Here is a 21,829-nt window from a genome sequence, read left to right as displayed (position 1 = left end):
ATGATACTTCCACCAGCCCTTACAGAACCCCCGGATCAAGCTCCAGCCCGGTGATATCTGCGTCTGTCTGCAGGTTTCTCAGCAGCGCATCAAAACTCATGCGCCCCTGGTTCTCTATCAGCGCCGCAGTCAGTTGCTGGCGCTGCTGCTCTGGCATATTTGCGGCATTGCCGTCTTCCACCGCCTGCAGCTCGACAAGCACGTAGGCACCATTATTCAGGCTGAAGCCGCGGCGCACCGGATCCGATGCTTCCGGCGATGGCATCTGGAAAACATTGCGTACAATTTCGATATTGACATCAGCCTGGTTGCGACGCACATCTTCGCGTTCAATCCAGCTCAACGATTCCGACGCTATCTGCCCGCTGATATCTTCTCCGGAGTCCAGAGCGGCCATCAGATTCTCGCCAAGCTCACGTGCCATTTCCCGCTCCCGCTGCCCACGCAGGGTGACGGCAATCTCGGCGCGCACATCCTCGAAGGGAATCAATGCTTCGGGGCGATATTCCTGCAAGTGCAGAACCACAGCCCGGGTGTCACTCAATTCAATCAACTCGCTGTTGAGCTCCTCGACCAGAACGTCGTCGGAAAATGCCGCTTCAATCACGCGCTCTTCGGAGGTGATCGCACTGCTGCCACCACTACGGCCAAAATACTCGCTTTGTTGAATCTCCAGGCCCAGCTCTTCGTTGATCGCCTGTAGATCAAACGTTTCAAAAGCAAGATTGGCCAGATTTTCCAGTCGGCTGAAATAAAGCTGATCGACTTCCGCCGAATTAAGATCTCGCTCGATACGCTCTGCGACCTCATCAAACTCAGGGTATTCCTGTGCATCGTACTCGGTCAGTTTGACCAGGTGTACACCGAATTCAGACACCACAGGGTCTGACACCTGATCAACTTCCAGCGTCACCAACGCCTGTTCCAGCGCCGCCGGAAATACACTGCCGTCAGTATAACCGATGTCGCCGTCATCTTCGGCAGACACCACGTCATCGGAGAACTCACGTGCCAGCTCGCCAAAGTCTTCACCGGCATCCAGGCGCTCCTTCACCCCCGCCGCTATCGCCAGCAGCTCCTCCTGCGAGGCGTCGCCACCAAGCTCCCAGAGAATGTGCGACGCCCGACGTTCAATATTGGCCACCGCTGCATCACGCTCCTCTTCGTACTGCGCGCGCACACGCGCCTCGTCTACCTCTACCTCATCAAATATGCGATCCTTTTCCAGGACCACGTAGTTGACTGACACCTGCTCAGGTGCCGTAAATTCAGCCGGGTTATTGTCGTAATAAGCGCGGATATCGTCAGCCGGAATCGCTTCGCCCAGAGTGCGATTCCCCAATGGGATCGACAGGTAGCGGAAATCGCGCGTCTGCAGCTCCAGCGCCGCCAGGCGTTCGATGGCCTCATCGGTCACGAAACCACTACTGGCGTAGGCATTGGCCAACTGGCTCATCATCATCTGCTGAGACAGCGAGGCACGGTAGGTCTGGGCGGTAAAACCCTGCGCACCCATGGTTCGGCGGGCCAAATCGGGATCAAAAACCCCGCCTACCTGAAACTGAGGCGTGCGGACAATCTGGCGGTCCAGTGAATTATCAGAGATCGTCATGCCCGACGATTCAGCCGCCTGCATCAACAAGCGATCCTCGATCAGTTGACCGAGTGCAATCTCGCGCAGCAATTGTTCGTCAAAATCCTGCACGTTGGCGCCCATCTGCGCCATTACATTTTGCAGACTTTGCGCCAGTTCAGGCTCTGTTATTTCTTCACCGTTGACACTGGCGACGTTATTACCGCCCAGGAAGCCGCCAATAATCGATTCAGCCCCAAACAATGCGAACACACCGATGATAAAACCGATGATGATTTTGGCGATGACACCCTGGGAGTTGTCTCTAATCGTCTGCAGCATACAAAATCCTGAAAATACTGAAATGAAAATCTGTTCTGAAACCAAGACCCGTTTCTGAACTACAATCTGTCTTTAAACTACAATCTGTTTTAAAACTAAAAGGGCGCATCAATGATGCGCCCTTTTACCGGTCCTGACAGGATGTGAATCTGATCACGTGATCACAATCCACTCAACGATACCTTCAGGCTCCGGTTCTGACATCGTGCCGAAACTTGACACCCGGCGTCGTCAGAAAAACTTAGCTGTTTACCGCATCTTTCAGTGCTTTGCCCGGCTTGAAATTCGGCACTTTGGCCGCTTTGATTTCAATCGTTGCACCCGTCTGCGGATTACGGCCAGTGCGCGCAGCACGATCTTTTGTGCCAAACGTACCAAAGCCAACGAGCACTACCGGCTCACTCTTTTGCAGTGAGTCTGTAATCGTGTCGATCATGGCATCGACGACGCGCGCAGCTGCCGCTTTCGGTAAGTCTGCACTGGCAGCAACGGCTTCGATCAATTCTGATTTATTCACAGTATCCCCTTGTTTTTCTGTACCTGTTAATGGTGTATCGGAGTGAAGGTTTCAATCTGGTTTACTTCCTACCAGAAGGAGCTGAATGCTGCGTCGTCAGAATCTGTAAGACCCAGACGGTGCGCGGGCATAAAGCCTTAAACAACCGTGACTTTATACCAAGCGCCCGAAAGCCGTGTCAACACAAAAACGCCGTATTCAGTGGGTGCTGACAGCATTTTCGTCTTTTGCTGCATCTTTTCCGCTAATCGGCCCGTCACCCTGCGGTAATGGCTGCGGCATCCGCTCCAGTGCCAGCTCCAGCACCTGATCAATCCACTTGACCGGATGAATGGCGAGGTCGGCTTTGATGTTGTCCGGAATCTCTTTCAGATCGCGTTCATTATCAGCAGGAATAATCACGGTTTTGATATTGCCGCGATGCGCCGCCAACAATTTTTCCTTCAGCCCGCCGATGCGCAAGACCTGACCGCGCAATGTGATTTCCCCGGTCATGGCAACGTCTGCTTTCACCGGAATGTTGGTCAGCACCGACACTATAGCGGTACACATGCCAACACCGGCGCTTGGACCATCCTTTGGTGTCGCACCTTCGGGCACATGAATGTGCAGATCGATATTCTCGTGGAAGTTGGACTTCAGGCCCAGCATCGCAGAGCGGCTGCGCACAACTGTCAGGGCAGCCTGAATCGACTCCTGCATGACGTCGCCCAGTGAGCCGGTTTTGACGGTTTTACCCTTACCTTCGACAGCAACAGACTCAATTGTCAGCAACTCGCCACCCACCTGGGTCCAGGCCAGGCCATTGACCTGCCCTACCCGGTTACTTTCCTCGGCCACACCATAATCGTACTTGCGCACACCGGAATAGTCCTCGAGCAGATCCGGCGTCAGCACCAATTGCTGTCCGGCTGCCTTGCCCTTGCCTTTGACCTTGTCATCACGCATGGCGGCTTCCTTGACCACTTTGCGACACAGCTTGGCTATTTCACGCTCCAGTCCACGCACACCAGCCTCGCGACTATAATAGCGAATCAGATCGCGAATGGTCTCTTCCGGCACCGTCAGCTCGTCTTTGGCCAGACCATTGGCTTCCAGCTGTTTGGGCAACAGATACTTGGCAGCGATATTGGTTTTCTCCGCTTCGGTGTATCCAGGCAAACGGATGACTTCCATGCGGTCCAGCAACGGCCCGGGAATATTCATGGTATTGGAGGTACACACGAACATGACCTCGGACAGGTCATAATCCACTTCCAGATAATGATCGTTGAACGCCTTGTTCTGCTCCGGGTCCAGCACCTCCAGCAACGCCGAGGCCGGGTCACCGCGATGATCCATGCCCATTTTGTCAATCTCGTCGAGCAGGAACAGCGGATTCTTGACCCCCGCCTTGGACAGTTTCTGCATCAGCTTGCCCGGCAGTGAACCGATATAGGTACGCCGGTGACCACGGATTTCTGCTTCATCACGCACACCGCCCACGGCCATACGGATGAACTTGCGATTGGTGGCCCGGGCAATGGACTCACCCAGCGAAGTCTTGCCGACACCGGGAGGTCCCACCAGACACAAAATAGGCCCTTTGAGCTTTTTCACCCGCTTCTGCACAGCCAGATACTCGAGAATGCGCTCTTTGACTTCTTCCAGACCGTAATGATCGGCATTGAGAATGCCTTCGGCCTTGTCCAGCTCCAGACTTATCTTGCTACGCTTTTTCCAGGGAATGTTCACCATCCAGTCGAGATAGGTGCGCACCACAGACGCTTCCGAGGACATCGGCGACATCATTTTCAACTTGTTCCATTCGGCCAGGGATTTGTCCTTGGCTTCCTTGGTCATGCCGGCTTTTTCGATTTTGTTCTTTAACTCTTCGGCCTCATTGGGGCCGTCTTCCATGTCACCCATTTCTTTCTGGATGGCCTTCATCTGCTCGTTCAGGTAGTACTCGCGCTGGCTTTTTTCCATCTGCTTTTTAACGCGGCCACGGATGCGCTTTTCAACCTGGAACAGGTCAATCTCGGCTTCGATCAGGCCCATCAGATGCTCAATGCGCGGCTGTAATCCCACCAGCTCCAGCAGGTTCTGTTTTTCCTGCAACTGCAGCGACATATGCGAGGCGATGGTGTCCACCATGCGGCCCGGCTCATCAATACCTGAAATTGAGCTCATCACTTCCGGCGGTATTTTGCGGCTAAGCTGCACGTACTGATCGAACTGAGACAGCAATGAGCGCAACAATAATTGCGACTGCTTGTCCGGCAGCGGATCGGAGTGCAGTGGCATAACCTCGCTCTGGAAATAGTCATCTTCCAGCTCAACAGAGCGGATGCGCGCGCGCGTGACGCCCTCTACCAACACCTTGACGGTGCCATCAGGCAGACGGATCAGTTGCAGGATGGTGGCGATGGTACCAACAGAGAATATGTCTTTCAGACCCGGATCATCTTCGGACGCATTTTTCTGCGCCACCAGCAGCACCTGCTTGTGGCTCTGCATGGCGATTTCCAACGACCGGATGGAACGTGGACGACCGACAAACAGCGGCTGGACGATTTGCGGGTACACCACAACATCGCGCAGGGGTAACAGAGGTAGACTGGACCGGAGATCGGTCGGGGTATCAGTAGCGTCGCCCATAATAATACTCATCGTAGTCGTAGTGGCTGTAGTAGCAATCTATAGCCTCTTAATGTGAGGCCTGCCGTGAGGGATTTCAAGGGGAACCTGAATCGCATGCGCGGATCCACGTAAACCAACGGCGGGCCGACGGCCCGCCGGAGAGGACGTTACTCTGCCGTCTTGGAAGGCTGCTGTTCGGATTCGTACATCAACAATGGTTCCGACTCTCCATTGATAACGGCAGCATCTATCACAACTTTCGACACATTTTTTGTGGAAGGAATCTTGTACATGCTCTCGAGCAGCACGTTTTCCATGATAGAACGCAGACCACGGGCACCTGTTTTGCGCTCCTTGGCCTTTTTCGCCACTGCTTGCAACGCGTCATCCCGGAACTGGATTTCCACTTCTTCCATTTCGAACAGCTTCTGGTACTGCTTGACCAGGGAATTTTTCGGCTCTTTCAGAATACGAACCAGCGCATCCAGGTCGAGCTCCTCCAACGTCGCAATCATCGGCAGACGCCCAACAAATTCAGGGATCAGGCCGAACTTGACCAGGTCTTCAGGCTCAACATTGCGCAACGACTCGCCGATCATCTTGTCGACATCCTTGCTACGCACTTCGGCGCTGAAACCAATACCGCTTTTCTCGGAGCGATCACGGATGATCTTGTCGAGTCCGGCAAAAGCGCCGCCGCAAATAAACAGGATGTTGGCGGTATCCACCTGCAGAAACTCCTGCTGCGGATGCTTGCGGCCGCCCTGCGGTGGCACTGATGCCACCGTGCCTTCGATCAGTTTCAATAATGCCTGCTGGACGCCCTCACCAGACACATCACGGGTGATGGACGGGTTGTCTGATTTGCGGGAAATCTTGTCGATCTCATCGATATAGACAATGCCGATCTGAGCCTTTTCAACATCATAGTCGCATTTCTGCAAAAGCTTCTGAATGATGTTTTCCACGTCTTCACCGACATAACCGGCTTCGGTCAGGGTGGTGGCATCAGCGATGGTAAAGGGTACGTCCAGCAACCTGGCGAGTGTTTCCGCCAGCAGGGTTTTACCGGTACCGGTTGGCCCGATCATCAGGATATTGCTTTTACCAAGCTCAACATCACCGCTGCGGCGATCATAGCCCAGGCGTTTGTAGTGGTTGTAGACGGCGACCGCCAGCACTTTCTTGGCGTTTTCCTGGCCGATAACATATTCATCAAGCGTCTGTTTGATTTCCTCAGGCGTTGGCAACTTCTTGCGGCCGGATTCCGCTTCCTTCTCCTGAATCTCTTCGCGGATAATATCGTTGCAAAGATCCACGCACTCATCGCAAACAAATACAGAAGGGCCAGCGATCAGCTTACGGACTTCGTGCTGGCTTTTACCGCAAAATGAGCAGTACAGCAGTTTGCCGTTGTCATCACCCTTGTTGTAGCGATCATCAGACATTCAATTTCCTCTAACGTGTAACCGCAGTCAGTATGGCACCGGAGCACCGATAGCAGGAACGTTATCGGGCCCCTGCTACTCTGACATTACACGGCTCTGCGTGAAATAACCTTATCAATCAACCCGTATGATACTGCCTCTTCGGCATTCATGAAATGGTCGCGTTCGGTCTCGCGCTCAATCTCTTCAATCGAGCGACCGGTATGGTGCGCCATGATTTCATTGAGTTGCCGGCGCATTTTCAAAATTTCAGTGGCCTGGATTTCGATATCCGATGCCTGGCCCTGAGCGCCGCCGCTGGGCTGATGGATCATCATGCGCGAATTGGGCAACGCATGACGCTTGCCATGCGCGCCACCGGTCAGCAGGAATGCACCCATACTGGCAGCCTGACCGATGCACATGGTGCTCACATCCGGCTTGATGAACTGCATGGTGTCATAAATCGACAGTCCTGCTGTGACGGCGCCGCCCGGTGAATTGATGTACAGGTGAATATCCTTGTCCGGATTCTCCGACTCGAGGAACAACAACTGCGCCACCACCAAATTCGCCATGTGGTCTTCGACCGGACCGATCAGAAAAATGACCCGTTCTTTCAGCAGGCGCGAGTAGATATCATACGCGCGCTCGCCACGGGCATTCTGCTCAACAACCATGGGAACCAGGTTGGCTTCTATCATCGATAGCATCGATTCACTCGACATATGATCAGGCCTTTTTGTCTGTCGTTTTATCACTCTTTATCTGTCTTTTTAGCCGCCTTTTTGGCTGGCTTCTTGTCGGCTGGCGCAGCATCCGCGTCAGCTGCCTTTTTCGCTGCCGGCTTTTTTGCGGCAGGTTTTTTGGCAGCGGCAGGTTTCTCTGCTGACTTGCTGGCCTTGCCCTCGTCGGCTTTTTCTTCCGCCGCCTGCTTGGGGTTGGTCAGTTCCTGATAGCTGACTTTACGCTCCTTGATCTGCGCCTGTTCTGCAATCAGGTCAAACACCTGGTCTTCCAGCACTGCAGACTCGACCGTATCAAGCTGCTCTTTATTGCTGTAGTAGTAATTGACGACTTCTTCCGGCGTCTCATACGTTGCCGCGATATCTTCAATCGCCTCACGTACCATGGCGGCATCAGCGCGCAGACCCTTCTGCTTGATCACCTCACCCAGAATCAGGCCCAGCTTGACGCGTTTCTCAGCCTGTTCACGGAACAGCTCGTCCGGCAACAGGCTTGGATCCAGATTCTGCGCTCCCTGGCCAAACTGCTGCAAGGCCTGCTGTCGTAGTACATCAATTTCCGAGCCGACCAACGCGGACGGCACATCCACTTCGTTCTGTTCCAGCAACACATCCATCACGTTAGTTTTCAGACGATTCTTGCTCGCCTTTTTCAACTCGCGCTCCATATTGGCCGCCACTTCCTTGCGGAAACCGGCCTCACCGCCTTCATTGACACCGAAGGCAGCAAAAAATTCGTCGTTCAGCTCCGGCAACTTCGGCGCGGAGACCGAGTTGACCTTGACCTTGAACACCACTGGTTTGCCTGCCAGTTCCTTGTTTCGGTATTCCTCGGGGAACGTCAACTCCAGAGTGACTTCGTCGCCCGCTTTTGATTTCAGCAATCCTTTCTCAAAGCCTTCAATCATACGACCGGAACCCAGCACCAGATTAGTGTTGCTGCCGGTGCCACCGGAGAATGCTTCACCGTCGATGGTGCCTTCATAGTCGATATTGACCATATCGTCGTTCTTGGCCTGACGCTTGACTTCGTCCCATTCCTGACGCTGCTGACGCAGATTCTCGATCATGGTGTCGATATCTTTGTCAGTCACTTCGGCTACCAGTTTCTCTGCCTTCACCTTGGTGAAATCGGACAGAGTGACTTCGGGATATACCTCGAATGTGGCGACAAACTCGATGTCTTTGCCTTCATCCATGGAAGTCGGTTCAATTTTAGGCTGTCCGGCAGGCTTGATCTTCTGCTCGGTAATGGCAGCGTAATAACTGCGGCTCATGACTTCGCCCAGAACTTCCTGACGCACACCCTTACCGAAACGGTCCTTGATGACTTTGTGAGGAATCTTACCTTTACGGAAACCGTTGATCTTGACGGTTCTGGCGGCTTCGTTCAGACGAGCGGCAACAGCGTTCTCTACTTCAGCCGCAGGCACGCCAATAGTCATACGGCGCTCTAATCCAGTTGTGGTTTCAATCGAAACTTGCATGAAAATTCCTCTCGAACCGGCGCGCCCATCACGCACGGTCAGTGTAAACAGTTATTATAAGTCAGCCAAAATAATTTCCATCAACTATTTCAACAAGTTAAGTGGAAAACAGGGTATTTTGAAGAGCGCGATTGTCCCACAGACACTGGTTTTATTCAATAAATAATCGCGCAGCGCCTTTTATAGCTGAATTTGCGACAGATCACACTTTTTCTCAGACGCGGGGATATTATTCCGCCAGAGAGTGGTCTAGTATTAAGCCACCTGCAAAAACGAGCGATCAATAAAAATAACCAAAAATAACCCTAGTCGAGACTCCTGCCATGCAAAACGCCAGCACCAGTACCCGCCCTGAGGTAAACAGCAGCAATGACGCCCGTCTGACCGATGTCGGCATGCACAGCCATGAGCGTTCGGATCGCCTTTTCAGTCTGTCCGGACTTTGGTATTTCCGTACCCGTGAAGGCAAGGATGTCGGGCCTTTCCGCTATCGCTGTGAAGCCGAATCAATGCTGCATCGCTTTATCGACGAAACCAGCCGCCTGCAGCAAAGCAGTATGATGCCGCACAAGCTGCATTTCCGGACCTGCGGAGTAATCGGTCGACGACAGGTTAGCTGAGGTTTCAGGCTCTCAGCGCACTGCGGGCGTAACGGAAGATATCGGCCGCAGGACCTGACGCGGCACCGGCTTCGGAACCGGCAAAGAAGAAGTGCCCCTGTCCGGGAATCGAGTGCAGTGTGACGTTGGGTAATGCCTCCTGCAGCACCCGGACATGGCAAAACGCGCTCAGCGTATCTGCTCTGCCGCGCCAGACATCTACCGGCGCGGTAATTGCGGCGGGCTCAAAATCCCAGTCCGCCAGACTCAGCACACTGTCCTGGGCTACGCCCCGCCCGCCCTGGCGGACCGCCTCGTTGGCGTCCCTGACCAGCAAGCGGTAAATCCACGGATTATCAAATTGTTTGCGATCGGCGTAACACAGGCCCTCACGCAAACGTGCCAGACACTGCTCGACTCGCGAACCACGCACCCGGTGCCGGGCATAAACAAACGCACTCACCAGCGCAGTCAACATGCGCACTCCCGTCCGTCGCCGTGCGACGGGGCGGCCGGCGACGGGCGCCAGCAAGGTAACAAACGCAGTCTGGCCCGGATAACAATGACCGAACGCCAGCGCAAACGCCGCGCCACCGTCCCAGCCCATCGTGCCGGCACGGTTGATACCGAGATGGCGAAGCAACGCTGCGATATCGTGAGCGAAATCGCTGTGACCGCGCAGTTTTTTGAAATCTGAGCAGCCGATACCGGGCCTGTCCACGGCAATCACACGAAAACCGGCAGCAAACGCCGCGTCATGCAGCAATTCAGCTTCAAGGCGGGAGCCGGCCTGGCTGTGGAAGTAAATCAGGGGATAACCATGGCGGTGGCCGGTTTCGCACCAACTCAGGCGACGGCCATCGTCGAGCGTCAGATGTCGTGCCGGTGCTTGGGGCAGGGACAGGTCATTGTCAGGCGTTACCACCGACCCGGGCAAATAAAAGCTGTCATCCCTAAAGCGTGCAAACATAGATCGCCTTGTAGCAGCCAACGCCCAGTCTGAGTGTTCAGGCGCGGTATGCCGTTGATTGTGTTAGTGTGAATAGTAGGTGGGAATTATTCCCACGTCAACACATGTCACAAAATATTTGTGGGATTATTTCCCACCTCTGGCTATACTGTTCGCCATGAGTGACAACAACGTCAGCCAATCTCCGGGACAGCCCCCCGCCGCCCTGGTAACAGCGCTGCGCAAACTGCTGCGCCCGCTGGTACGTTTACTGTTATCGTTTCAGGTCAGCTATCCGTATTTGACGACCCTGCTCAAGTCCATCTATGTCGACGTCGCCGACAGCGAGTTTTCTGTCGACGGCAAACGCCAATCAGATAGTCGCATCACCCTGCTGACCGGCGTCCACCGCAAGGATGTCAAACGCCTGCGCAGTGAGCAGGCTGATGCAGCGGTGTTGCCTGCCAATATCTCGGTCGGCGCGCAGCTGATCGCCAATTGGCTGGGCTCTGCCTGTTTCCGGGATGCGTCCGGCAAGCCATTGCCTTTGCCGCTGCGCTCAGCGCAGGCCGGCGAAGAAGCCTGTTTTGACGATCTGGTGGAAATGGTTTGCCGCCAGGACATTCGTCCCAGGGTCATCCTCGACGAATGGATCCACCTGGGCGTTGCCCATCAGGACGAACAGGGCCGCGTCGTGCTCAATACCGGCGCCTTTACCCCGGACAAAGGCTTTGATGAGAAAGTGTTCTTTTTTGGCAAAAACCTGCACGACCATATCAGTGCCGGCACCCACAACCTGCTGGGCAACAAGCCGGCTTTCTTCGATCGCAGCGTGTATTACGATCGCCTGAGCGAGAACTCCATTCAGGCACTGAACGAACTGGCCGAGGAACTGGGCATGAACGCCCTGCGCGCCCTGAACAATGAAGCACTGGCCCTGCAGCGCGCCGACGCAGAATCGTCTGCGGCTGCCGTCACAAAATCAGCAAAAACGTCGAAAAATCCCAACCGGTTCCGTATGAATTTCGGCATATTCCATTACAATAGTCGCTACGAGAATCATACTGACAAGCAGGCAAACACCCAGGACGGCACCCAGTCGCAACAGGATCAGGATAATGCCTAGAGCCATACTTGCACTTCGCAGCTACCCGCTGGCCATTCTGATGGCCCTGGTGATTTTCGTGTGCAGCTTTCTGATTGCGACCAGTAGCATCGGCACCATTGGCGGTGGCGGTGATGATCAGGGCAGCGGCATGGGCGGCACCGGCCGTACCGGCGGTATTAATGGCGACAGCGGCCTGGGTGGTACCGGCGCCCCCAGCCCCTTCCTGGGCAGCGATGAAACCGAAGACAGCTCAGACCGCGGTGACATCAGCGCGGATAGCCTGATCATGCCTTTTCTGCAACAACAGGATATTGAGACTGCGCGCATACCCGAAGACATGCGGCCGCTGATCGAACTGCAACGCAACGCGCCCCGAAGCCCTGAGTTCCTGGACAGTACACCGGCGCTTGATATTCTTGATGAAGACACTCAGACACTGCCGCCCCATGCGCGACGCCTGCTGGACATGGCAGACGCCGACAATGCCACCATTGTGGAGCCAACGCTGGAAATCCGGGTGCAGATACCGGAAGGCACAGGAACTGACAATATCGAACGTTTCCGCATGGAGTTGGCCGCACCCGCCGAATCAGCTTTGCCCGCCGCAGAGCCGGAACCCGGCACAGACACCGGCGTCGACCACGGCAATGCTGACCGGCCATTGGTGCTTGAGCAACTTCAGTCTGAAGAGATTGCTGACACTGCCACTGACAGCGACATTGATGAAGCACGACAGGAAGACGATTTTGACAGCGGTCGCCCGCTGATTCCCGAGCGCATCCAGCGCCCGGAATTGCCGCCCTTCCAGCGCATGCGGCCGGCAGTCGACCGCGCATCGATTGTGCCGCCGCGCCCCAGGCCCATGCAGATCTGAACCGATGCTCAATACCGGCTGCGGCGGGGATATGGAGAAATGACTACCAGCGCCGGCTCAATTGCAGGCCGGCGGCGAAATCTGCACTGTCCTCAGTGAATCCGGTGACGGTGTAGAGCATGGCGCTCCACGCCGGTGACATCGTCCAGGACAGGTAGGGCAACAATTCATGGGTTTCACCGGTAAAGTCAGACGCCGCCTGACGGTAGTCGTAGATCAGGCCGTATTGCAGCGCATCTCCCCAATTGGCACTGGCGCCCAGCGAGGCGAAAACAGAATTCTCCAGCCCCGGATAAAAAGGCGATTGCCGGCGATAACGGTAACCGGCTGACGCAAACACAGTCAGCGGACCCGCCAGTTGATACAAATCGACCTGCATACCGGCATCCATGCGACCGGTACCCAGACCTTGCTCCGGGTCCGCAGTCGGCGCCTTGAGCTCGACGCTGACGTCAATATACGGCGCATTGGCTGACCAGGCTGGTACTTCGTAGGTCAGGCTAACGCTGACATCACCCACACCCCCGGCCGACACCTGTGAGGTTCTGGAGCCGGAAAACCCGCCCAGACTGCCGACGTTGACCAGTACATTGGCCGGACCGCTAACCTCCAGCACCGGCACTGTCGCTTTCACCCGCCAACTCCCGCGGGCAACCTCATGAGACAGCGGCAGGTAACGAATCCGGGTGTCACGACTTTCACCGTAACCCCCGCGACTGTAAAACAGGCCGATGGCCGTGGTGTGGCTGGCCGACGGCTGCGCGCCGCCTGTTTGCCCATGGCCGGCCGGGGCGATGGACAGCAACAGTGCCGCCACTGCCGCCCGTCGGTTGCATACCGACCGGGTTAACGTGTGGCAGCCCGCAATCACCTCTCGTGCAGGACCACAGAGGCCGAATTGATGCAATAACGCAGGCCTGTCGGGGGTGGACCATCCTCAAACACGTGGCCCAGATGCGCTTCACATTTGCCGCACACCACTTCCGTGCGCACCATGCCGTGGCTGGTATCCTTGACCTCGGTCACCGCCGCTTCCGCGATCGGCTGGTAATAGCTGGGCCAACCGGAACCGGAGTCATACTTGGTTTCCGAATCGAACAACGCGGCATCACAGACGACGCAGTGATACATACCTGGCGTTTTGCAGTCCCAGTATTTGCCACTGAAAGCCCGCTCAGTGCCGGCTTCACAGACGATATGGTAGGTCTCGGGGTCCAGCTCGGCACGCAGGCGGTCCCTGTCGGCGTCGCTGATCTTGTGCGTATTGCCTGAAGGCACGCTGCACTGGCTTTTGCTGTCAATTGTCACAACTCTCTCCTCTATCATTTTTCTGCTGTCAGTTTACAATATCGCCCCAACACGTACATCCCGGAAATTGCATTATGAAAAAAATCAGGCAGTCGGAAAAACTGGCGAAAGTCTGCTACGACATTCGTGGCCCGGTGCTGGAAGAAGCCAAACGACTTGAGGAAGAAGGCAATCGCATCCTCAAGCTTAATATTGGCAATCCGGCCGCGTTCGGTTTTGAAGCGCCTGAAGAAATCATCCAGGATGTTATCCGCAACCTGCCCAATGCGCAGGGCTACAGCGACTCCAAGGGACTGTTTTCTGCCCGCAAGGCCATTATGCAGGAGTGCCAGCAAATTGGCATTGATGGCGTCGATATTGATGATATTTATCTGGGCAACGGCGTCAGCGAGTTGATTGTGATGGCCATGCAGGCGCTGCTCAACAATGGTGATGAGGTACTGGTGCCGGCACCCGACTACCCACTGTGGACTGCGGCGGTGAGTCTGGGCGGCGGCAATCCCATCCACTATGTTTGTGATGAGCAGGCGGACTGGTTTCCCGACATCAGCGATATTGAACAGAAAATCACTGCCAAAACCCGTGCCCTGGTCATCATCAACCCCAACAACCCCACCGGCTCGGTATACAGCCCGGAGCTGCTGCTGGATATTATCCGCGTCGCCCGCAAACACAAGCTCATCATTTTTGCCGACGAGATTTACAGCAAAATCCTCTATGACGGTGCTGTACATACGCCGATTGCGTCGCTGTGCGACGACCTGTTTATTGTCACCTTCAATGGCCTGTCGAAATCGTACCGGCTGGCGGGTTTCCGCTCCGGCTGGATGATTCTGAGCGGCGCCAAAGAGCACGCAACCAATTACATCGAAGGCCTGGAAATCCTCTCCAATATGCGCCTGTGTGCCAACGTACCGGCGCAGTTTGCAGTGCAAACCGCCCTGGGTGGCTACCAGAGCATCAACGAGCTGATTTTGCCGGGTGGCCGACTGCGCGAACAGCGTGATATCGCCTGGGACATGCTGACCCAGATTCCCGGCGTGACCTGTGTCAAACCCAAAGGTGCCATCTACATGTTTCCGCGGCTGGACCCGGACATGTACCCGATTGCCGATGACCAGCGATTTATCCAGGATTTGCTGGAGCGCGAAAAGATTTTGCTGGTCCAGGGCAGCGCCTTCAATATCAGTGACACCCAGCACCTGCGTATTGTCTTCCTGCCCACCACAGACGTGTTGCAGCAGGCCATCAGCAAAGTGGAACGCTTTCTGGGCAAGTGGGCGCAATCAGCACTGTAAGAGAGCCTGCACGGTAACAGGCCGGATAGCTAAAAGCTGCACTAAGCCATCAGGCCTGCAACACAAACCCTGCCGCATGCAGCCAGCTCGCCAGTTGCGGGCTATACGCCGCCGCGTGCAGGTGGCAGGCGGAAAATTCGCGCCGCATGGCCAGTTCGCGGCGCAATCTGTCAAATACCCGGGCGCCGCTCTGCTCCGCCGTCGCTTCCTGATACATCGTGGTAAAGCGCTGTGACACCAGCGCCGGCGAAAATGTACCCAGTACAATATCGGCAAACATGTGCTCGTCGCTCTGGTCACCATCCCAGGCAAAACGCGGTGCTGCCGTGTAACGCTCATCATGCACGATCAGGGGCAGATTGGTCGGTGGCAGCATGGCTGGTATTTTTTTGTCGAAATGCTCACACAAACGCGTCAGCACAAAGCGGCTGGCTGCCAGTTTGGCCTCCACACTGTAGCCGGCGATATGGGGTGTACCGATGGCCACCTTGCGCAACAACGCCAGCGCCGGTGACGGCTCGTTTTCCCACACATCCAGAATGACCTTTTGTTCGGGAACCCGCTGCATCAGCTCAAGCAATGCCGCAGTCTCAATCACCTCGCCACGGCCGGCATTGATCAACACCGTCTCCGGACGCAGCGCTGACAACCGCTCCTGGTCAAGCATATGCCAGGTCGCATGTTTGCCATCCCGGGTCAGCGGGGTATGCAGGCAGACGACATCGGCACGCAGGGCTTCATCGAGCCCGACATAATCCACATTGTTCACAATCTGCTGCAGCGGGTCACATGCCACACACTGTATACCGAGGCTCTGCAGGCGCCGGATCAGTGCACTCCCCACATGACCTGCGCCGATAACCGCAACGCGACTTTGCCACAGTGCCAGCCCCTCCTCCTTGATCAGGGAGGCCAGCGCCGCCAGTACATATTCCACCACAGCATTGGCATTGGCACCGGCGGCATCGGCTACCGTGATATCCTGTTGTGCCAGCCAGGCCAGATCCAGATGATCCGTGCCACTGGTGGCAGTACCAACAAAGCGCACTGTGGAGCCCTGCAACAGGTTTTTGTCGACCCGGGTAATGGAACGCACCAGCAAGGCATCCGCGTCCTGTACATGCTCTGCACGAATATCACGACCCGGCACCAGGACCAGCTCAACTTTTTTGCCAAACCAGCCATCGAGCGCCAGAATATTTTCATCGGCCACTATTTTTATACGCTTCCCACTCATGCGGCCTCCGCCTTTACTAACCCGTGCAGCATGGCCTGCAGGCGCTGTACATCACCGTCGGCCAAAGCCATGTCGGCAAGCAATGCCATAAAACCGGGTCCATCAATGTCTGCCACCCGCAATGCGTCACTGGTCTGCATGACAAACGATTCTGACACATCTTCGCAGCTGACAATGCGCGCCAGTTGTCGGCTCAGCAATGCCTGTTGCTGATGCTCCTGCAGTAACTGCCGGCAACGCCGGGCACCCCGAAAACCAAGATCGGACACCGTCTCCAGTTGCGGAAACAACGCATCCAGATCAGTGAAATGCTGCAGCAGATGACGAGCCGCGACCGGGCCGATGCCGGGCACTCCGGGAATGCAGTCAATACTGTCGCCGGTCAGCCCCAGGAAACACGGAAACTGTTCAGGCCAGATACCATAATGCGCAAAAATGTCCTGTCGATAACGGCGCACACCGGCATTAAAGTCCCAGACATAATCTTCTTCGCGGGCCAGCAGCTGTGACAGATCCTTGTCACGGGTAACGATCACCACCGGTGACACGAGCCCGGGAGTTTGCTCGCTTCGCACGCAGGCGCTCAGAGTGCCAATGATGTCGTCGGCTTCATAGTTGCGACTGGCGTAGGCCGCAACACCCAGTACCTTGCACAGACTGGCGCAGGCTTTGAGCTGGCGCGCCAGATTGTCGTCCGGCAATACCCGGTTGGATTTGTAAGCAGGATAAAGTTGGTGGCGGAAACCACTGAACAGGCTTTCGTCAAATGCCACCGCCAGTTTCTCTGCTTTGGTCACCTGTAAAAACCGCAACAGAAAACGGGCAAACCCGGCAAAGGCACTTCGATCCTCCGAGCGCTTTGACCAGCTCTGAAACTGCGGGGAAAAGTGCGCCTGAAAAATATAGATGGACGCATCAATCAGATACACCGGTGCTGCCATGATCAGTTCTTTCGCAGCAGGTAACGATAGACACCGCCCTGCTCATCGTGGGCGACCATATCGTGGCCCAGAAACAGACAGAACTTGGGGACATCACGCGTGGTAGACGGATCCGTTGCCGTCATCAGCAAGGTGTCACCTGGTTGCATATCACGAAATTTGTTATGTAACAGCATGACAGGTTCGGGACAAAAAAGACCACTGGCATCAACGTTGATATCAGCTCCGCTGTTATCCAGGGTGGCCTTGTCGGAAATGTTATCGTCGTTCATATCACTCTCTGCTGTGACACCCGGTATTCAGTGGCTCGCTATCAGGTGGCAGGTTTCGGTGTCAGGGTCAAAATCCACCACTGCCTCACCGCGTTTGAGCTGCAGGCGTACCTGTGCGACTTTTTCTGCCAGCGTGTAATCCTCGGCGCCGTACTCGGTGCCCTCACGGCTAACAAACTCTTCAATCACCGCGTCAAGCACTTCATCCGACAGACGTTGCCAGGGAATTTCCATGCAAACCTCTGTGTCCGCTCAGGCCACATTAACAGCGTTGATTCGCTGCGGGGCATCGCTGTCGCGGCGTAAATCACGGAACGGGAACAGCCGCGTGTCTGCCAGTTGCGACGGTTCAATATGTGCAATACTGCGGAAAATATTATCGATACGGCCCGGGTACTGTTTTTCCCAGGTCTGCAGCATGGCCTTCATTTCCTGGCGCTGCATATTGTCCTGGGTACCACACAGATTGCACGGAATGATCGGGAAGCCGCGCAGACGAGCATAACGGGCTACCTCCTTTTCACTGCAATAGGCCAGCGGACGAATCACCACATTCTGTTTGTCATCACTCAACAGCTTCGGCGGCATGGCTTTCATCTTGCCGCCGAAGAACATGTTCAGGAACAAAGTCTCGACGATGTCATCACGGTGATGACCCAGCGCAATCTTGTTGGCGCCAATCTGTCGGGCATAGGTATACAGACTGCCCCGGCGCAGACGTGAACACAATCCGCAGTAGGTTTTACCTTCCGGGGTTTTTTCCTTGACGATGGAAAACGTGTCCTGCTCGATGATGTGATAATCCACACCCATGCTGCGCAGGTACTCAGGCAGGATATGTTCCGGGAAATCCGGCTGCTTCTGATCCAGGTTTACCGCCTTGATATCAAAATGAATCGGCGCATGTTTTTTAAGATGCAGCAGGATATCAAGCATGGTGTATGAGTCCTTGCCGCCGGACAGGCACACCATGACCAGATCTCCGTCTTCAATCATGTTGAAATCGGCAATCGCACGACCCACGTCACGGCGAAGACTTTTGCGGCTGCGATTCAGCCGCTGCTCGTCTGTGCGCTTCTGAATTATTTGCTCTTGAACATCCAGCGTTAACAAAGCACCCACTCCATTCAGTCAATATCAGTAAAATGTTTTACCCTGCGCGGCCATTTCGCGCAGCGCCGGCGTGGGCTGATACAACGCACCCAGGTGGGTGTATTGATCCGCCATCGTGCAGAACGCCTCGGCGCCCATGTTATCGATATAACGCAGGGCACCGCCACGGAAACGCGGATAACCCAGCCCCATCAACAACCCCATGTCCACCTCGGCCGCCGAGCTGACAATGCCGTCTTCCAGACATCGCACTGCTTCCAGACACAGCGCCACCATCATGCGTTCACACATGGCCTGTTCACTGATGTCCTGTGGTTCGCCCTGCAGTGGCTTCAACGTCGCCAAAATGGCTTCATCAAATACTTTGGTCGGGCGACCAGCGGCACTTTGTTCATAACGGTAAAAACCTTTGCCGTTTTTCTGCCCGTAGCTGCCCGCTTCATACAGGTGATCGATGGCAGTGGTGAAATCATACTGCATGCGATCCGGGAATCCTTCAGCCATCACTGCCATGCAGTGTGATGCGGTATCAATGCCCACCACATCCAGCAGGTACGCTGGCCCCATGGGCCAGCCAAAGGTCTCCATGACTCTGTCAATGACACGGAAATCGGCGCCATCGCGCAACAACTGGCAGAAGGCACCAAAATACGGAAACAGAATCCGGTTGACCAGGAAGCCGGGGCAATCATTGACCACGATAGGCGCTTTGCCCAATGCCAGCGCGTAGGCCACTGTCTGCGCCACGGCCTGGTCACCGGTTTTTTCACCGCGAATCACTTCCACCAGCGGCATCAATGGCACCGGATTAAAGAAATGCATGCCGCAGAAATTTTCCGGACGTGTCAGTGCCTGCGCCAACAGGCTGATGGAGATTGTGGACGTATTTGATGTCAGTACGGTGGTGGCCGGTACTAGCTGCTCGACTTCCGCCAATACCAGCTTTTTGACCTTGGGATTTTCCACCACGGCTTCAACAATAATATCGACTTTGTCGAAGCCGGTATAATCCAGAGCCGGCGTAATCGCTTCCAGTACCCTGTCGGCTTTGCTGCGCTGCATACGGCCGCGCTCGACCTGTTTGTTCAACAGCTTGCCGGCTTCAGCCAGCCCCAGATCAAGACCTTCCTGGGCGATGTCTTTCATGATAATGGGTGTGCCGCGCAGTGCCGACTGATAAGCAATGCCGCCGCCCATGATACCGGCACCCATCACTGCGGCCTGCTTCACCGGCTGCGCACTGGTCGCCTGTTTTTTGGCGCGGCCCTTAAGAAACTGCTCATTCAGGAATAACTGCACGAGGTTGCCCGCCACGGTGCTGCGCGCCAGTGCAACAAAGGCCTGATGTTCAAACATCAGCGCCAACGCACGGTTGTTGTCAGCGGCTTTCCACATGGCTTCAACAGCCGTGGCTGCGGCCGGATAATGCTCTCCGGCATCCTTTTTCGCGCGCGCCAGGCCTTCGGTAAAAGTCTTTTTAATTTCACCTGCGGTCAGTGGCAACGCGCCGGTTTTCTGGGCGCGGCGATCGGCCACGTCCAGTTCGCCACTAATGGCCTGTTCCAGCATTTCCAGCGCGGCCTCTTCCAGCATGTCGTCGCTGACCACCGAATCCACGGCGCCATCCGTGAGCGCCTGATGCGCTTTCACCGGTTTGCCTGTGCGCACCCAGTCAATGGCGGTATCCGCATTCATCAGGCGTGGCGCACGCACGGTGCCACCAAAACCCGGGCAGATGCCCAGATTAACTTCGGGGAAACCCAGCAAGGCGGATTCAGCAGCGACCCGGAAGTCTGTGGCCAGGCACATCTCCAGACCACCGCCAAGCGCCATGCCATTGATGGCCGTGACACTGGGCACTGCCAGGTCTTCTATGGCGTTAAACACCGCATTGGTGCGCTCGCACCAGTTCAGCAGCTCGGCCTCTTCGAGTTTAAAGGTTTCGGTAAACTCCTTTATATCAGCACCGACCAGAAAGGTCTGTTTCGCGCTGCAACACAGCAGCCCTCGCACCTCACTGGCCGCCACCGCAGAGATGGCCTCGCGTAGCTCCTCCAGCATCAGGCTGTTAAACACATTGACGGGAGATTGCGGCAAATCAAAACACAGTCGGGCAATGCCGGATTCCAGCTGTTCAACGGTAATAGCCTTGCCTTGGTATATCATGCTCATTGTCTCTCCCATTTTCTGTTTCACTGCCTGTCTCAGGGCCGGTCTCTTTCCCGGTCTCTTTCCCGGTATGGGACGCCGACCACAAAAGCGGTCCGGCGAATCATCCAAGGACACGAATTATACGTCAGTTAAGAACAGGATGCTTGCCGGTTTCCTGTTCGCCACGATCAGGAACCCAGTCGCTGCAACTGATAATCGCCGCTCAGTACCCGCTGCCACCAACGTGGGTTATCCAGGTACCACTGCACGGTCTTGCGCAGTCCGGACTCAAAGGTTTCACTCGGCGTCCAGCCTAACTCACGGGCTATCTTGCTGGCATCAATGGCATAACGCAGGTCGTGGCCCGGCCGGTCCCTGACAAAGGTAATCAGCTGCTCATGTGGTGTCACCGGTGACTGCGGATGCAGTTCGTCAAGCAAAGCGCAGATGGCTTTGACCACGTCGATATTGCGCTTTTCGTTGTGCCCGCCAATATTGTACGTCTCCCCCACGTCACCCCGGCGCAGCACTGTGTGCAGGGCACGCGCGTGGTCCTCGACGTGTAACCAGTCACGCACCTGCGAGCCGTCGCCGTACACCGGCAGGGGCTCTCCCTGCATCGCCTTCAAAATGACGTGCGGTATCAGTTTCTCCGGAAAATGGTATGGCCCGTAATTGTTCGAGCAATTGGTCACCACCACCGGCAGACCATAGGTACGCCGCCAGGCACGAACCAAGTGATCCGAGCTCGCCTTGCTGGCAGAGTATGGCGAACTGGGTGCGTACGCGGTGGTTTCGGTAAACAGGTCGTCGGGGCCTTCGAGATCGCCATAGACTTCGTCGGTGGAGATATGATGAAAGCGAAATGCCGCCCGCGCCGCCTCCGGCAACGCACTCCAGTATGCGCGAACCGCCTCAAGCAAGGTGTAGGTGCCGACAATATTGGTTTCGATAAAGGCCGCCGGGCCATCAATGGAGCGATCGACATGGCTTTCGGCGGCCAGATGCATCACTGCCGCCGGCTGGTATCGGGCCAACACCGCATCCAGTGCCGCGCGGTCACAGATATCAACCCGGGCAAACTCGTAGCGCGGGTCGTCACTGACATCGGTCAGGGACTCAAGATTGCCGGCGTAGGTCAATTTGTCGACATTAAGCACGCTGTCACGGGTGTGCCTGATAATATGGCGCACCACTGCCGAGCCGATAAAACCGGCGCCACCGGTCACCAGGATGCGTATGCTGTGCTCTGCCGCACCGGTACT

The 21,829-nt window shown here is 55.7% G+C and carries 19 protein-coding genes and 1 pseudogene; 4 read left to right on the top strand and 16 right to left on the bottom strand.

What is annotated here, in order from left to right:
* Window positions 1-19: 19 nt before the first annotated feature.
* From ENH71_RS05705 to tig, 6 genes and pseudogenes are all read right to left on the bottom strand, one after another.
* Window positions 20-1,915: a SurA N-terminal domain-containing protein gene (locus tag ENH71_RS05705; RefSeq protein WP_294130070.1), complete on the bottom strand. Its 1,896-nt coding sequence runs from the start codon at window positions 1,913-1,915 to the stop codon at window positions 20-22.
* Window positions 1,916-2,156: 241 nt separating this feature from the next.
* Window positions 2,157-2,432, bottom strand: a complete 276-nt coding sequence (locus ENH71_RS05700) for an HU family DNA-binding protein (protein WP_294130071.1) — start codon at window positions 2,430-2,432, stop codon at window positions 2,157-2,159.
* 198 nt (window positions 2,433-2,630) lie between these two features.
* Entirely contained in the window at window positions 2,631-5,072 is a 2,442-nt protein-coding gene (gene lon / locus ENH71_RS05695; protein WP_294130072.1) for an endopeptidase La, read from the bottom strand.
* Between the two features lie 149 nt (window positions 5,073-5,221).
* Complete coding sequence (gene clpX, locus ENH71_RS05690) at window positions 5,222-6,502, bottom strand: ATP-dependent Clp protease ATP-binding subunit ClpX (RefSeq protein WP_294130075.1); 1,281 nt, start codon at window positions 6,500-6,502, stop codon at window positions 5,222-5,224.
* A gap of 86 nt (window positions 6,503-6,588) precedes the next feature.
* On the bottom strand, window positions 6,589-7,209 hold the full coding sequence (gene clpP / locus ENH71_RS05685) for an ATP-dependent Clp endopeptidase proteolytic subunit ClpP (protein WP_294130076.1): 621 nt from the start codon (window positions 7,207-7,209) through the stop codon (window positions 6,589-6,591).
* A 203-nt stretch (window positions 7,210-7,412) separates the two neighbouring features.
* Window positions 7,413-8,714: pseudogene (gene tig / locus ENH71_RS05680) on the bottom strand (trigger factor); the annotation flags it as partial.
* A 323-nt stretch (window positions 8,715-9,037) separates the two neighbouring features.
* Here tig and ENH71_RS05675 point away from each other — a divergent pair.
* Window positions 9,038-9,334: a DUF6316 family protein gene (locus ENH71_RS05675; protein ID WP_294130078.1), complete on the top strand. Its 297-nt coding sequence runs from the start codon at window positions 9,038-9,040 to the stop codon at window positions 9,332-9,334.
* A 4-nt stretch (window positions 9,335-9,338) separates the two neighbouring features.
* On the opposite strand, the gene ENH71_RS05670 is transcribed toward ENH71_RS05675, so the two are convergent.
* Entirely contained in the window at window positions 9,339-10,283 is a 945-nt protein-coding gene (locus ENH71_RS05670) for an alpha/beta fold hydrolase (RefSeq protein WP_294130080.1), read from the bottom strand.
* Window positions 10,284-10,440: 157 nt separating this feature from the next.
* Between ENH71_RS05670 and ENH71_RS05665 the strand changes: the two genes are divergently transcribed.
* Window positions 10,441-11,388 (top strand): DUF6502 family protein, encoded by a 948-nt coding sequence (locus ENH71_RS05665; protein ID WP_294130082.1) that lies wholly within the window; start codon window positions 10,441-10,443, stop codon window positions 11,386-11,388.
* Window positions 11,381-12,244 (top strand): hypothetical protein, encoded by an 864-nt coding sequence (locus ENH71_RS05660; protein WP_294130083.1) that lies wholly within the window; start codon window positions 11,381-11,383, stop codon window positions 12,242-12,244. The genes ENH71_RS05665 and ENH71_RS05660 overlap by 8 nt, the downstream gene beginning before the upstream one ends.
* A gap of 43 nt (window positions 12,245-12,287) precedes the next feature.
* Here ENH71_RS05660 and ENH71_RS05655 read toward each other — a convergent pair whose 3' ends face one another.
* The gene (locus ENH71_RS05655; RefSeq protein ID WP_294130084.1) at window positions 12,288-13,061 is read right to left on the bottom strand and encodes a transporter; all 774 of its coding nucleotides are present in this window, start codon (window positions 13,059-13,061) and stop codon (window positions 12,288-12,290) included.
* 50 nt (window positions 13,062-13,111) lie between these two features.
* A complete protein-coding gene (msrB, locus tag ENH71_RS05650) occupies window positions 13,112-13,498 on the bottom strand; it encodes a peptide-methionine (R)-S-oxide reductase MsrB (RefSeq protein ID WP_294130211.1) in 387 nt (128 codons plus the stop codon).
* 128 nt (window positions 13,499-13,626) lie between these two features.
* Between msrB and ENH71_RS05645 the strand changes: the two genes are divergently transcribed.
* On the top strand, window positions 13,627-14,850 hold the full coding sequence (locus ENH71_RS05645) for a pyridoxal phosphate-dependent aminotransferase (RefSeq protein ID WP_294130085.1): 1,224 nt from the start codon (window positions 13,627-13,629) through the stop codon (window positions 14,848-14,850).
* A 49-nt stretch (window positions 14,851-14,899) separates the two neighbouring features.
* On the opposite strand, the gene ENH71_RS05640 is transcribed toward ENH71_RS05645, so the two are convergent.
* The 7 genes from ENH71_RS05640 to rfbB all read right to left on the bottom strand — a co-directional run bounded on the left by ENH71_RS05640 (window position 14,900) and on the right by rfbB (window position 21,805).
* Window positions 14,900-16,087, bottom strand: a complete 1,188-nt coding sequence (locus ENH71_RS05640; protein ID WP_294130086.1) for a 4-phosphoerythronate dehydrogenase — start codon at window positions 16,085-16,087, stop codon at window positions 14,900-14,902.
* The gene (locus ENH71_RS05635; protein WP_294130087.1) at window positions 16,084-17,028 is read right to left on the bottom strand and encodes a 5'-3' exonuclease; all 945 of its coding nucleotides are present in this window, start codon (window positions 17,026-17,028) and stop codon (window positions 16,084-16,086) included. Before ENH71_RS05635 ends, ENH71_RS05640 begins: the two co-directional genes overlap by 4 nt.
* Before the next feature lie 2 nt (window positions 17,029-17,030).
* Window positions 17,031-17,300 (bottom strand): sulfurtransferase TusA, encoded by a 270-nt coding sequence (gene tusA, locus ENH71_RS05630; RefSeq protein ID WP_294130088.1) that lies wholly within the window; start codon window positions 17,298-17,300, stop codon window positions 17,031-17,033.
* Between the two features lie 27 nt (window positions 17,301-17,327).
* Window positions 17,328-17,534: a YheU family protein gene (locus tag ENH71_RS05625; protein ID WP_294130089.1), complete on the bottom strand. Its 207-nt coding sequence runs from the start codon at window positions 17,532-17,534 to the stop codon at window positions 17,328-17,330.
* 18 nt (window positions 17,535-17,552) lie between these two features.
* The gene (gene ttcA / locus ENH71_RS05620; protein ID WP_317622340.1) at window positions 17,553-18,383 is read right to left on the bottom strand and encodes a tRNA 2-thiocytidine(32) synthetase TtcA; all 831 of its coding nucleotides are present in this window, start codon (window positions 18,381-18,383) and stop codon (window positions 17,553-17,555) included.
* 54 nt (window positions 18,384-18,437) lie between these two features.
* Window positions 18,438-20,579 carry a fatty acid oxidation complex subunit alpha FadB gene (gene fadB, locus ENH71_RS05615; RefSeq protein WP_294130214.1) on the bottom strand — a complete coding sequence of 714 codons (2,142 nt, stop codon included), beginning with the start codon at window positions 20,577-20,579 and terminating at the stop codon, window positions 18,438-18,440.
* A gap of 173 nt (window positions 20,580-20,752) precedes the next feature.
* Window positions 20,753-21,805, bottom strand: coding sequence for a dTDP-glucose 4,6-dehydratase (gene rfbB / locus ENH71_RS05610; protein WP_294130216.1), 1,053 nt, complete (start codon window positions 21,803-21,805; stop codon window positions 20,753-20,755).
* Window positions 21,806-21,829: the final 24 nt, after the last annotated feature.

Source organism: Pseudohongiella sp., from assembly GCF_011050365.1.
GTDB lineage: Bacteria > Pseudomonadota > Gammaproteobacteria > Pseudomonadales > Pseudohongiellaceae > Pseudohongiella.
This window is presented reverse-complemented; position numbering and strand designations above follow the sequence as displayed.

Bases quoted from the DNA above. Each gene is read 5' to 3' on its own strand.
- ENH71_RS05635 (WP_294130087.1), bottom strand. From the start codon at position 17,028: ATGGCAGCACCGGTGTATCTGATTGATGCGTCCATCTATATTTTTCAG.
- ENH71_RS05645 (WP_294130085.1), top strand. From the start codon at position 13,627: ATGAAAAAAATCAGGCAGTCGGAAAAACTGGCGAAAGTCTGCTACGAC.
- lon (WP_294130072.1), bottom strand. From the start codon at position 5,072: ATGGGCGACGCTACTGATACCCCGACCGATCTCCGGTCCAGTCTACCT.
- tusA (WP_294130088.1), bottom strand. From the start codon at position 17,300: ATGAACGACGATAACATTTCCGACAAGGCCACCCTGGATAACAGCGGA.
- ENH71_RS05675 (WP_294130078.1), top strand. From the start codon at position 9,038: ATGCAAAACGCCAGCACCAGTACCCGCCCTGAGGTAAACAGCAGCAAT.
- ENH71_RS05705 (WP_294130070.1), bottom strand. From the start codon at position 1,915: ATGCTGCAGACGATTAGAGACAACTCCCAGGGTGTCATCGCCAAAATC.
- ENH71_RS05640 (WP_294130086.1), bottom strand. From the start codon at position 16,087: ATGAGTGGGAAGCGTATAAAAATAGTGGCCGATGAAAATATTCTGGCG.
- ENH71_RS05665 (WP_294130082.1), top strand. From the start codon at position 10,441: ATGAGTGACAACAACGTCAGCCAATCTCCGGGACAGCCCCCCGCCGCC.
- fadB (WP_294130214.1), bottom strand. From the start codon at position 20,579: ATGATATACCAAGGCAAGGCTATTACCGTTGAACAGCTGGAATCCGGC.
- ENH71_RS05660 (WP_294130083.1), top strand. From the start codon at position 11,381: ATGCCTAGAGCCATACTTGCACTTCGCAGCTACCCGCTGGCCATTCTG.
- ENH71_RS05670 (WP_294130080.1), bottom strand. From the start codon at position 10,283: ATGTTTGCACGCTTTAGGGATGACAGCTTTTATTTGCCCGGGTCGGTG.
- clpP (WP_294130076.1), bottom strand. From the start codon at position 7,209: ATGTCGAGTGAATCGATGCTATCGATGATAGAAGCCAACCTGGTTCCC.
- ENH71_RS05625 (WP_294130089.1), bottom strand. From the start codon at position 17,534: ATGGAAATTCCCTGGCAACGTCTGTCGGATGAAGTGCTTGACGCGGTG.
- clpX (WP_294130075.1), bottom strand. From the start codon at position 6,502: ATGTCTGATGATCGCTACAACAAGGGTGATGACAACGGCAAACTGCTG.